Origin of the sequence: Chryseobacterium antibioticum (genome assembly GCF_012927325.1) — a bacterium.
Lineage (GTDB): Bacteria > Bacteroidota > Bacteroidia > Flavobacteriales > Weeksellaceae > Chryseobacterium > Chryseobacterium antibioticum.
On record NZ_JABBGI010000006.1, the window covers coordinates 65,154 to 77,663 of the forward strand.

Here is a 12,510-nt window from a genome sequence, read left to right on the forward strand (position 1 = left end):
GGATTTTAACAGCCTTGTAATAAAAAAAGTTTATTATGTTAAGAAATTAATGAGTATTTAAAATTAATATTATAAAGACCCGATCTGATACTCCTGTAGTCGGTGATGAGATATTTTATCACCATTCCCCATTTTTTTAATGGGGGAGCCTTAGCGATTTCATAACTGCGGAGCATTCTTTTGATGTGGGTCTTAGCATCATCCGGAATCGTATCTTCTTGTTGAGCCCAGCTGTAGACCTCTTTCCATAGCAGGCTTCTGGAGATCGCCGGATCCACTTCATGGGTATCCACTTTGGTTATTCTGTTGTGCTCATGTACGCCTCGTACGGCAACAGCTTTGTCAATGCTTCCCGGGTACAGATCAAGATAGTAAGACAGGCGGAACAGAAATTCGGTGTCTTCATGAAGTATTAAGTGATCCTTAAACAGTATATTCATTTTTTTAATTAAAGACGATTTGCGGATCGTTAAAGCATCAATGGTAAAGAGACCAAACGATCCCAACATATGCATTTGTCCGAAAAAAACATCTTTAGGAGGGTGTTTTTTATACACAGTGGTTAGCCCGTCCTCAAAGAGATGGTAATACTGTTCCTTTCCTTTTTCAGAATAATAATGAACACCAAGAGCTCCATAAACTCCTTCTACTTCAGGATTCTTGAAAAGCTCCTTTTCTGCCTCAAACCGGTTCGGAAGAAAGTAATCATCAGCATCTAAAAATGCTAAAAAATCACCGGTTGATTTTTCTATACCTAAATTTCTGCTGGAACTGGCACCATGGTTGCCCTTGTCCGGATGCTGATAAAGTTTTACTCTTTCGTGCTTTTCGGAAAACAGCTGACATACTTGCAGAGCATTATCCGGAGATTTGTCCTCAATCAGGATGACCTCATAAACTTCATCAAACTGAAGAGCGGATTCTATGGCCTGCGAAACAAATTTCTCTGCATTGTAAACAGGAATGATTACTGATATTTTCATCTTCATCTTTGGAACAGTTAAAATAAACTTTTATTTTTTATAGTGTAATTTTTTATTCTATGCTTTTAATCTAAGTTTTAAATATTCAGTTATTTTTTTCTCTACAAAATAATAGAAAAAAGCAGCAACGCCAATAACAATGATAATTTTTAACATGAAATAAGGAATATTGAGGTACCCATCTACTTTAAATCTTCTGAAAAAGAGTTCTACAAAAGGATGTGAAAGATACAAGGAATAGGAAATGTCACCTAAAAAGATAAGAAAACGGTTTCCTTTGAAATGAAACTTATAATCAAATAACAAGAAAGATAAAACAAATAAAGAAACAATCAGCAATAGTAATAAATTGTTGGTTACCGTAATAAGACCGAATAATACTGCTGAAAACGATACAATTCCAACAGTACACAGTAGCATAGCCCAATTTTTACTTACAGAAACCTTATCCAGCAAAATGGCAAATACAATCCCGGTCACAAAATATAAATTCAGGGGACTGCAAACCATCTCCAGATAGGCACTTTCCGGTGGATATAAAAGCCCGGCTATATAAGTCAAAATAAAAAATGCTGCGATAAAAATATATCTTCCTTTTTTGAAGAGAAGGGACATCCCGAAGATCAGGTAAAAAAACATCTCATAATTAAGAGACCATCCCAGATACAATACAGGGAACGTGTTTTTTTGTGGAAGAAAAAAGATAGAATGAATAAGTCTTTTGAAGCCTTCATCCTGAAAATATACCATGAGAGTACCTCCAATAACCATCCATGCTCCGGATAGCAGAAAATAAAGGGGTACAATTCTAATGATTCTTCGCTTATAAAATAAAGTAATTTCCTTCGAAGTATTGATACTGAAATCCTTTTTTAAAGTTGTAAAAGCCATGATAAACCCGCTGATTACAAAAAAAATACTGACCCCAATGCTTCCTCTTTTAAACAAAATATCACCAAGGCGCAGATTCTCAAAATTAATATATTCTGAGAAATGGAAGCAGCAGACCAGCAATGCAGATATACCTCTTAATATCTGTAGGTTATTGAGTTTCATAAATGGGTGTAAGTAAATCTATATTTTGTTTTCAGAATCTTAGGATCTTTAAGAATGGCCCCAAAAAGAGTTGTCATTTTGGAAAATCCTTTTTTTACAGAAAGTTCAAAAGCTTTTTTCTGCAGAGAGATATGCTGCTTTGCATCCGGATCTGAAATGTTTTTTTTAGACCATTCATACAAAGAGTTCCAAAAGAGAAACTGTCTTTCGTTATATTGGGGAGAATATTTTATGATTTTGGTAATTCTATTGTCATCATGAATACCTCTGACTCCGGTTGCCTTGTCTATAATTCCAGATTTTAAATAGCAATGATATGCTAGTTTAATAATAAAATCAGAGTCCTGATGAACGCGCAAAACCTCATTAAATTTTAAGTGATTTTTCTGAAGAGCCGATTTTCTGACAGTAAGTGCATTCAAATGAAAAAAAGTGCCGAAGTTTTTAGAGGTTAAACCTAAAAGACCTTTGAAAACTTCTTTTCCTTCGGCAGGATAATTAACCGTGGTAAGCGAAACATCATTAAACTTAGACTGAAACTCCTGTTTACCTTTTTCGGTTAAATATTCAATTCCTACGGCGCCAAAAACCCCATCGATCTGTTGATCGTTAAAAGCTTTTTTTTCCGCATCAAACCTATTGGGGAGATAATAATCATCGGCATCAAGAAATGCGATGAAAGTACCGGATGATTTTTCAATACCCAGATTTCTTGTTGCAGCTGCTCCGTGATTTCCTTGATCAGGATGCTGGAATAGTTTTATCTTAGAATGCTGACTGGCTAATTTCCGGCAAATCTCGAGTGAATTGTCGGTAGATTGGTCTTCAGCTAAAATGATTTCTTTTACTTCTTCAAACTGCATGGCAGAGGCTACAGATTTTTCTAAAAATTCTGAAGCGTTATACACCGGTATGATGACGGATATATTAAGCATTATAGTACAGATTGGTTATTATGAGCCCAAAGAGCGAGCTGTAGCAGGTTCCAGTGCTTATTGTCTTTAGTCTGAAATTTCTGGGCTGCATCAAAATCGATGTAGTTGAAGATTTTCTGATCACGGTTTTTTAACAGGTCATCAGAAAGTTTCATCAGGTTATCTTCTGCAAACCAGCTTTTTACGCTCATTCCAAAGCCTTGTTTATGACGTTTTCTGATGGTTTCTGTCCAATATGAACCCATGGCTTCACGCAAAATGATCTTATCGTTGTCATGAGTTAGTTTCAATTGTTCCGGCAGCTGAATACAAAATTCGGCAAAATCAAGATCCAGAAAGGGTGTTCTTACTTCCAAAGAATTGGCCATAGCCATTCTGTCGGATTTTACCATCATATTTCCGGGAACATAGTGCTCAAGATCCACTCTCATGATATCGTTCAATGAGTCGGGGTTAGGCGTAAAGCTGTAGCCCTGTTTATAATCTGATACCAGTCCCAGTCTTTCCCGTTCTGTTGTATTAAAATCATTCCTCACAAAATTCTGGTGGAAGTCTAAAATTGATGAAAACTTCAAATTTTGCTGGGTAACAAAAGAGGTTTGCCTTGCTTTTTGATATAGTTTTAACCCAAACTGGGCAATTATATTTTTATAACTGAAGTGATTTTTTAATTTATTTTCAACAGTATAAAAATGATATCCGCCGAACAACTCATCACCTACATCTCCGGAAAGTGCGACTGTAAGACTTTTCCTCGCATTTCTGCAGATCTCGTAATGGGGAAGATAAGAAGTGTCTGCAAAAGGCTCATCTAAAAATGGAGATATTTTCAGCAGTGATTCTGCAACATCTCCTTTCTGTTCATGAACTTCACGGTGATTGGTGTTATATCGATCTGCAATTTCTTTGGCAAATTTAAGTTCGCTGTCTTTATGATCATACCCAAAACTGATCGTTGTCTGTTTGGGCAGAAACTCATTCACCATCGCAACGATGGATGAAGAATCTAGTCCGCCACTTAGGAAGCTTCCTACCTCTACATCTGCAATGAGCTGTTTTTTTACAGCATTTTTTAAAAGATAAAAGAATTCCTCTTTGGCATCGGACAGACTTATTGCCCTGTCTTTTGCCGGAAGGCTATAGTATCTAGAGACTGTAATTTTTCCCTCTTTCCAGATCAGCTGATGAGCAGGAGGCAAAGTGAAAATATTACTGTAAATACTCTGGTAAGTACTCACATATCCATATTGAAGATAATGGGAGAGGGCATCTGTGTTGACCTGTGGCTGGATCAATCCGGAGGCCAGAATAGCCTTGATTTCTGAAGCGAAAATAAACTCATTGTTACTTCCTATTGCATAGAAAAAAGGTTTTTCTCCAAAACGGTCTCTGGCGCAGAATAGCTGTTCCTTCTGATTGTCCCAGATGGCAAAAGCAAACATTCCCGGAAGGTCATGGATGAGGTTTTCCTGTTTTCTCTGGTACATAGCCAGAATAACTTCTGTATCTGAACCTCCGTGGTAGGGATATTCTGCATAGTTCTTTTTAATGTCCAGGTATCCATAGATCTCGCCGTTAAGAACAATACATTCGTTTTTTGTATTGGAGAACATGGGCTGTTTTCCGTTATCAGACAGGTCTATAATAGAGAGTCTGCGGTGGCCTAAAGCTGCATGGTCATAAAATTCATAGTGCGAAGAATCCGGGCCACGGTGGATCATAGAATCCGTCATTTTCTGGATTTCTTCCTGATAATTTCTAGCATTATTACCAATAATTCCGGCTATTCCACACATGTGTTTTTATTTTTTTGATAATTTGAGGGAAGGTATAATGTAAATCTTCCGGTTTTTACTACTTTGTATTTTTCCGGATGATCCACGAATTGTAAAGGTACAATTTCTCTTGATAGGAAAGGATAGTCATTGCTTTCTATGTAGATGAAATCATCTGGAGTCTTGCCCACTTTTTTTATAATAAATCTTACATAATCTTTGAGTGCAAAATAGTAATATATAGGCGGGGAAGCGTTTAAAATATACAAGTATCCTATCAAGTGATTGCTGGAGTAGATGACATTAGGCTGATTTTGCAAATAGGGACGAAGATCCTCAATATCTTTTGTCCTTCCTTTATCTAAGTATAAATCGTAGCCGTTTATTTTTACTTTTTCAGTTTGTTCTGTGAAAATAAAATCTTTCCAGCCTTTTTCTTTCAATAAATTTTGGAAAACTAAATATTGGTAGATAAAAAGAACAACAAGAGCTGCATATATCCTTACCCTATACACTGATAAAATAATAATCGACAATGCAAGGTAGTAGTAAAGATTGTATAAAGTTCCCCGTACCTCAAAATAAGCCCCCGATCCAAAAGAAAGTCCAAAAGGAATAAGTGATAAAACAATAAGCATGGTTTTCTTTTCAATACAGATATCTTCGAGAAAATATCTGTAAATCAAAAGCGCTAGAAGCACATAATTGATATAAATAGATGGATGAAACAGATAGGAGATCACAAAAATCACACCCAAAACTATCAGGATATGGTTGGTGTGTTGTATTTTATTCTTTGAAAATTTATATAAATAGCCAATCAGAAGTAATGATGGAAGAAATATAAACCCTGCAACTTTTAAAATCCAAAATATAAAAAATCTCTTAGGATGCTGCTTGATGTGGAATTGTTTGTAATATTTTATCCATTCAAACTGAGAAATGAATTTTGAAAAGTCTTCAATAAAAGTAAAGTAAAAGATAATTCCCATTATTCCTCCGGCAATGATGTAGAAAATTATTTTTCTGTCTTTCTTCCAGAAATTAAAAAATAAAAAGCCTGCTATGGGAATAATAACAATGGTATGTGGGATGCCATTAAACAATAACATTCCAAGACAGAATCCAGAGATTATTAAAGACAAGGATTTATTGTAAATAAGATAAATGAATATAAATGCTAAAGCAAGATTAATCAGGATGGTATTGCTGATATATTGGTGCATAACAATATTGCAGACTCCCCAGCTTACAAAATTTACTGTAATTCCCAGGAAACCAATTAAAAAGGCATTGACTTTAAGCTTGTAGTATTTACCAGCAAAGAGGTAAACAAAGAACGTAGAAATATTCAGTAACGCATAGGTAATTATTCTGAAATGATAGATGTTTTCTGTAAAAAGGAATTTGAAAATTCTGTAAAAATTAGTAGAGTCTATGGTAGGTAAACTATCATGATCTTTGTAGTAAAAGAGATAGAATGCTTCATCGTTAAAAATGAAACCTTTATCCAGATTTGAATAAACAATATAGCCCATAAACAATGAACCTATAACAAAAATCCAGCTTAAGATATTTTCATAGTTGTATTGAGATCTTTCCATGAATTATTTTTTTTGAGCCAAAATGCTGAATCCTGATGCAACGTTTTTACTCATTGGATAGAACTGAAATATCACATCCAAAAATTTTATAGGAAAGGTAAGAACCATAAAAAGTAAGTAAAGTACGGTGTGAAGAGGTTTGATTCCGAAAGAAAATACCAGTGCAAACCATTCCTGAACTACCCAAAGCATTCCCGATGTAGGACCGATAGGCTTCAGTTTTAAAATGTCAAATGCTCTGAATTGGTGCTTCATCCCTTCAAAAGTAAATCTCTGGAAGTCATAGGGTGATGCATGAAAAGGTTGCATAAACGGAATGAAACTGTAAATTTTCCCTCCAGGTTTTAAAACCCTGTGAATTTCTGCAATTACCTTTTGAGGATTCGGGACGTGTTCCAAAACTGCAATATTGATGATGTAGTCTACCGAATTATCCTTAAACGGAATATTTTCAATATCACAGATGATATCCACATTTTGGTAAGGAAGAAGGTCTACATTCAGAAGATCATCTCCGAAATCTGAATTTCCGCTGCCGAGGTTCAGCGCGACTACATTTTTTCCTCTGATCTCGTTTCGGATTATGCGTTTTGCATCAAAAAAAGGCTGAGGATAAACAGGGCTGATGATCTCAATGAGGGCACTGTATATTTTATTAAACTTCTTTATTTTATATTTTATTTTATCAAGAAAATCTGTTACCACTTCTTCCTGAACCGGAATGAAGATATATTTCCCGTTTCTTACTTGGTATTCGTCTTTAAATTTTTCTTTGTCTATGTTTTTCATCGTTGTGTTAATGCTTTCGCACTATGAAATTATTTACTGTTCATTAATGATATTGATTATTTTTTCCTGCTCGGTTTCTGCCAGTTCAAAATAGAATGGCAACCTTAAAAGGCATTCTTCAAAATGATCAGAGTTGGGAAGTTCTCTGCTATTATGTTTTTGAGTATAGAACTCACTTTTGTGTAAAGAAAGGTAGTGAAATACTGCCAGAATATTATTTTCTTTCAGTTTTTTAATAAGCTCTGTTCTGGAACTCAAATCTTTGCAAACAATGTAAAACATGTGCGCATTATTGGTTGCGAATTCGGGAATGACCGGCAGTGAGAAGTTTTTGTTATCCTTTAGTCCTTCATAATAGCGGTTCCAAATTGCCCGTCTTTTTTCCTGTATATCATCTATATTTTCAAGTTGTGCCCAAAGAAAAGCGGAGATAATTTCACTCGGAAGGAAGGATGATCCCGTATCTACCCATCCATACTTATTAATTTCACCGCGGAAAAACATGGAGCGGTTGGTTCCTTTTTCCCAAATAATTTCTGCTCTGTTAATAAATCGTTCATCATTAATTGTCAACATTCCGCCCTCTCCTGAAATAATATTTTTGGTTTCATGAAACGAGAATGCTCCCAGATGACCGATACTGCCCAATGCTTTTTTTGTTCCGTCTCTGAAGGTATAATAACTGTCAATTGCCTGAGCAGCATCTTCAATGACGATAAGATTGTGCTTTTCAGCGATTTCAAGGATTTTTTCCATATCACAGGCAATTCCTGCGTAATGAACTACAACGATCGCTTTGGTTTTATCCGTGATTAAATTTTCAATTTTATCAGTATCAATATTAGGATTGTCAGGATAGGAGTCTGCGAAAATAATGTTTGCGTTCTGTCTTACAAAAGCCAGCGCTGATGATACAAAAGTATAACTCGGAACGATAATTTCGTCTCCTGACTGGATGTCCGCCAGAATAGCACACATCTCCAGAGCATCTGTACAGGAAGTAGTGAGCAAAACCTTTTTGAAGCCGTACTTTTCTTCAAAGAATGTATGGCATTTTTGTGTAAATATACCGTTCCCTGAAATTTTTCCGGTGGCTACAGCTTCTTCTATATATTTTGTTTCTTTTCCGGTAAGATAAGGTTTGTTAAAGGGAATCATTTTTCCAATAGTGTTTTATAATTAATTCATCTTTTATGGTATAGCCTTGCTTCTTATAAAAAGAACAGGCCTGGATATTTTCTTTTTGAGTAGGAATTTCCAGATGCGTTATTCCATTTTTAACGCAAAAGTCTTCCACTTTATTTAATAATTTTTTACCGAATCCCTGCCCCTGAAAATTGGGATGTGCGGCAATTAATCCAATTTTCCCAAGACGATCATATTTTTGAAGGGTTACAAAGCCTATTGCTTTTCCGTCTTCTTCAATATAAAAGGTTTTTAAAGCAAATTTTTTGTTGAGACTATTGATCACCCACATATTATAGAGCTCTCTGAATTTTTCTTCGCCAAATTTTTCATCAAGTAAAAATCTGCTTTTTTTCCCGCTTTCGTAAGCTAGGCTCTTGAAATAATCTGCTTCTTTTTCATAGGTATCGGTATCTTTTATCACCCCGAAATCCGTATGATGGAGCGGGTTTAATGTTTTTATAAAATTAACCTTTGTCTCTGTAAAAGACAATTGATATCCTTTTAAACTGAAATCAAACGCTGAAGGTTGTTTTACGACAACCAGGTCATAATCTTCAGAGTTAATATTCTCTTCTTTATCAATAGTGATATCTCCAATTTTTTTTCTGAAAAAATCGCTGTCCCACTGTAAAAAATTAATTTTCATAAGCTTCATCAATTATAAAGACAGGCCTGTTTTTTGTTTGGTTAAAAGTCTTTCCGAGGTAAATGCCTACGATACCAATACAGCTGATGACCACGCCGGATAGAAACCAAATGGATAATATGAGTGAACTGAACCCAGGTTCAGTGATCTTTCCTTCAAAATAACGGATTACAAAAAAAGCGGCAACTAAAACAGATAAAAAGGAAATGGCAGCACCAAAGCCTACAAAAATTTTCAAAGGCTTATCTGAAAAAGATATAATCACATTGAAAGCAAGTGAAATGAGCCTTGAAAGACTGTATGAAGATTTTCCGTCTTCTCTGGAACTATGTTCTACGGAAACATTTGTTGAGTTAAATCCCACCCAGTTGGCGAACAATGGAAAAAATTTGATATTGTCATTAATATTTAAGACAGACTGAATAACCTTTCTGTGGTATATTCCAAAATTAGCGACCTCATTATTGATTTCAATTCCGGCAAGATAATTAAAAACCTTGTAAAACATTTTAGAGCTCCATCTTTTAAAGAAAGAATCTATTCTGATTTCTCTCCTTGCTAGAACTGTATCATAGCCTTCAAGAGCCTTATGATACAGTTTCTCGATTTCTTTGGGCTGATCCTGCAAATCGCAGTCCATTACGACTATCCATTCACCTTTGGCTTTGCTTAAGCCAGCCATGATAGCAGGGTGCTGACCAAAGTTTCGGCTTAATCTGTAAATTTTAAGATGTTTATTTTTTTCAGCGAGACTTTTCATGACTTCCCACGAATTGTCCGGACTTCTGTCATCAACAAGAATGATTTCATAGTCCACACCCATCTTTTCAGAGACTTTATTAATTTCGGAAACTAAAATGGGAAGTATTTTTTCTGCACGATAAACCGGACTAACGATACTAATCATGAATTGTGGGGAATAATAAATTTTTTTTCAAATATATAAATAATCAATTTAGTTTCTTTGAATTATAAAAATAATCCTTTTTTTACTTATAGATTAAGGAAACAGTTTCTTTCTTTTAATATTTTTTCTTTAATTTTCAAGAGGTCAGGTGTGTTTTTGCTTATACTTTTATAACTTTTAAAATGTATTTTAGCCTTGTCAAGATTCCCTATTAAAGAATTTTTTACAATGCTTTGAAGCAATGCTTTTTTTTCCCGCTGCAAAGAATCATGATGATTAGGGTCTAAAATCTTTGTTTCTATACTCAAATCCTTGTATTTGGTGTAATCTATCTTATTCAGAGACTGTTTGCCGTCGTGTACCACTTTGCTGGCGGGAGCAAGAATAATTTTCATTTTGTGGAAGTGAACCCGGTTTACGTATTCATTATCTTCACCATAATGAAAAAAGTAAGGATTGAAACCACCTACTTTTTCTATTGTTTTTTTGGGAAGCAGCCAATGGGCGGCATTAACAAAATCAAGTTCATAATAAGGTTTCAGCGACTGAAAATAGAGATCAGAGATCAGCCTTGTTTTCTCACAGTTGTAGGCAATGTATTTGTCTAAAAATATGTCAAGTTTCTTTTCTGTCCCGTCTATATGCACAGGACTCATAATCCCAATTTCAGCTGTATTGGGATGAGAATGGTATACTTCCAGTAATTTTTCAAGACTTTCTTCATACAGCCAAGCATCCTGATTCATCAGATAAAAGAAATCGGCTCCTTCTTTGTAGGCTTTTTCTATGCCGAGGTTATTGGCTTTTCCGAAACCTAAATTTTCTTGAGACTGAATAAAATCTACCTCCGGAAAATGGGTTTTTATATATTCTTGTGTACCATCCGTAGAGCAATTATCAATGACAATACAGTTAACAGGAACTGAGGATTGTCTTAAACTTGTAAAACATCTTTCAGCCCATTTCATGGCGTTATAAGTGACAATTATAAAATAAATTTTAGGCATTTAAATATATTTATCAGTTAAAATCTTCAAATATTCCTCGGGTTTTACTCCTGCAAAAAACGTGTTGGTAGTATCGTCAAAATTTACCTTGTAAAAGTCTCCTTCTTCAGACTTTTCGTACTGAGCATCCTTTTGCAATTTGTTTTCAATTGCTTCTGTAATTTCCTTTAAATTGTAATAATAAGGATAAGCGAAATTAATTGTTTCATTTTTTATATTCATGCAGTTTGAGACTAGGAAACGTCCAATATCATCAATGTCTAATAACAATCTTCTGGCTTTACTGTGAATGACAAACTTATGATTGTTCATAATCTGATTTTTCAGATAATTAAACAACGTATTTGGATTTCCTCCGTTACCGACAATATTACCGATTCTTAGGATGAGGTAGCTTTCAGAATTATTTTTTATATAATCTTCAATTTTTAATTTATGTAAAACATAATGGCTTTCCTGCTTTGACTGATCATTCACACTAAGCGTGGAAAAATAAATCAGTTTGGCACTTTTATTATTTTCTAAAGTGTTTTTTAGCAGAGAAAATTCTCTTTCGAATTCTGAACTTCTGGTTTCAAGGGAATTAGAAACACCGGATGCGAAAAATAAATTATTTTCCGAATTGATGTCTTTTAAAGAATTTGCGATAAGTCCAGTTCCTATAATCATTTATTTTTGTTTTAAAACTTATACAAAACTGCTGTTTTGTTTTTTAATGTCGTATTTCTGTTTAATGGTATGTCTGCTCCACTTTATGGCTAAATATAATTTAACCGGACTAAGAGAAAATTTGGATAAAACATTATAAAAAAAATACCCTGTACTTGCCTTAAAAAAATCAAATTTAGAGATTACATTAGAGTAAGACATCAATGTAAAATAAAAATAAGTTTTTAGTTTGAAAGAGCTGTAATCCGGATTATATTTTTTTACAAAAGGAATAATTGCAAAGTCTTTTTTCATGACATCAGACGTTACATTTTTTGAAATACTACCACTGAATTGTCGGTAAGTACTCATCTGCTCAGGCAATATTTTGATTTTGCCATAGCACCCGGCCAATAAATAGAGACATCTGTCTGCAGAGATAATATCGGTAGGAAAATCTTCCTTTAAAATATCTTTTCTGAAAAAGAAAGTAGAAGTCTGACATATTTTTAAATCTGTCAAATCATCTTTTGATAATTCATCTCCCGGATGGTCTGAAAAACTGTGACTGGGAGCAGGAGTGTCTTCATACACAACTTTAGAATCGGTTCCCGTAGCTGAAAAATTGGGGTGTTTTTCTAAAAAATTAAATTGTTTCTGGAGTTTAGAAGAATCTATCCAAAGGTCATCACCGTCTAAGATCGCAATATATTTTCCAGATGCTTTCGAAAAGGAGAATAGTGTGTTTTTTACATATCCTAAATTCGGAATATTTTTAAAATACTTAATTCTATTTCCTTGAGGATGGTGATTAATCATTTTATTGATCACTGCTTCTGTATTATCCGGAGAATTGTCGTTGCATATAATAATTTCGTAATCACCGCCGAATTCCTGCGCGAAAATGCTATTGAGGCATTCCTCAATATATTTTTCGTGTTTATATGTAGTGATACAAATGCTTATGTCCAT

General features: G+C 34.5%; 12 protein-coding genes. All 12 read right to left on the minus strand.

The features are described 5' to 3' along the window. Positions 1 to 38 precede the first annotated feature (38 nt). Positions 39 to 983 carry a glycosyltransferase family 2 protein gene (locus HHL23_RS06110; protein WP_169233925.1) on the minus strand — a complete coding sequence of 315 codons (945 nt, stop codon included), beginning with the start codon at positions 981 to 983 and terminating at the stop codon, positions 39 to 41. Between the two features lie 57 nt (positions 984 to 1,040). Beyond that, a complete protein-coding gene (locus tag HHL23_RS06115) occupies positions 1,041 to 2,039 on the minus strand; it encodes an acyltransferase family protein (RefSeq protein ID WP_169233926.1) in 999 nt (332 codons plus the stop codon). Beyond that, complete coding sequence (locus HHL23_RS06120) at positions 2,036 to 2,974, minus strand: glycosyltransferase family 2 protein (protein ID WP_169233927.1); 939 nt, start codon at positions 2,972 to 2,974, stop codon at positions 2,036 to 2,038. The genes HHL23_RS06115 and HHL23_RS06120 overlap by 4 nt, the downstream gene beginning before the upstream one ends. Beyond that, positions 2,974 to 4,770 carry an asparagine synthase (glutamine-hydrolyzing) gene (gene asnB, locus HHL23_RS06125; protein ID WP_169233928.1) on the minus strand — a complete coding sequence of 599 codons (1,797 nt, stop codon included), beginning with the start codon at positions 4,768 to 4,770 and terminating at the stop codon, positions 2,974 to 2,976. The genes HHL23_RS06120 and asnB overlap by 1 nt, the downstream gene beginning before the upstream one ends. Further along, on the minus strand, positions 4,758 to 6,353 hold the full coding sequence (locus tag HHL23_RS06130; RefSeq protein ID WP_169233929.1) for a hypothetical protein: 1,596 nt from the start codon (positions 6,351 to 6,353) through the stop codon (positions 4,758 to 4,760). The genes asnB and HHL23_RS06130 overlap by 13 nt, the downstream gene beginning before the upstream one ends. Positions 6,354 to 6,356: 3 nt before the next feature. Further along, entirely contained in the window at positions 6,357 to 7,142 is a 786-nt protein-coding gene (locus HHL23_RS06135) for a class I SAM-dependent methyltransferase (RefSeq protein WP_169233930.1), read from the minus strand. Positions 7,143 to 7,175: 33 nt separating this feature from the next. Continuing rightward, positions 7,176 to 8,300 carry a dTDP-4-amino-4,6-dideoxygalactose transaminase gene (gene rffA, locus HHL23_RS06140; protein WP_169233931.1) on the minus strand — a complete coding sequence of 375 codons (1,125 nt, stop codon included), beginning with the start codon at positions 8,298 to 8,300 and terminating at the stop codon, positions 7,176 to 7,178. After that, positions 8,287 to 8,976: a GNAT family N-acetyltransferase gene (locus tag HHL23_RS06145; RefSeq protein WP_169233932.1), complete on the minus strand. Its 690-nt coding sequence runs from the start codon at positions 8,974 to 8,976 to the stop codon at positions 8,287 to 8,289. The genes rffA and HHL23_RS06145 overlap by 14 nt, the downstream gene beginning before the upstream one ends. Beyond that, positions 8,966 to 9,883: a glycosyltransferase family 2 protein gene (locus HHL23_RS06150; RefSeq protein WP_169233933.1), complete on the minus strand. Its 918-nt coding sequence runs from the start codon at positions 9,881 to 9,883 to the stop codon at positions 8,966 to 8,968. Before HHL23_RS06150 ends, HHL23_RS06145 begins: the two co-directional genes overlap by 11 nt. An 86-nt stretch (positions 9,884 to 9,969) precedes the next feature. After that, the gene (locus HHL23_RS06155) at positions 9,970 to 10,890 is read right to left on the minus strand and encodes a glycosyltransferase family 2 protein (protein WP_169233934.1); all 921 of its coding nucleotides are present in this window, start codon (positions 10,888 to 10,890) and stop codon (positions 9,970 to 9,972) included. Next, positions 10,891 to 11,559 (minus strand): NAD-dependent epimerase/dehydratase family protein, encoded by a 669-nt coding sequence (locus HHL23_RS06160; RefSeq protein ID WP_169233935.1) that lies wholly within the window; start codon positions 11,557 to 11,559, stop codon positions 10,891 to 10,893. An 18-nt stretch (positions 11,560 to 11,577) separates the two neighbouring features. After that, positions 11,578 to 12,510: a glycosyltransferase family 2 protein gene (locus HHL23_RS06165; protein ID WP_169233936.1), complete on the minus strand. Its 933-nt coding sequence runs from the start codon at positions 12,508 to 12,510 to the stop codon at positions 11,578 to 11,580.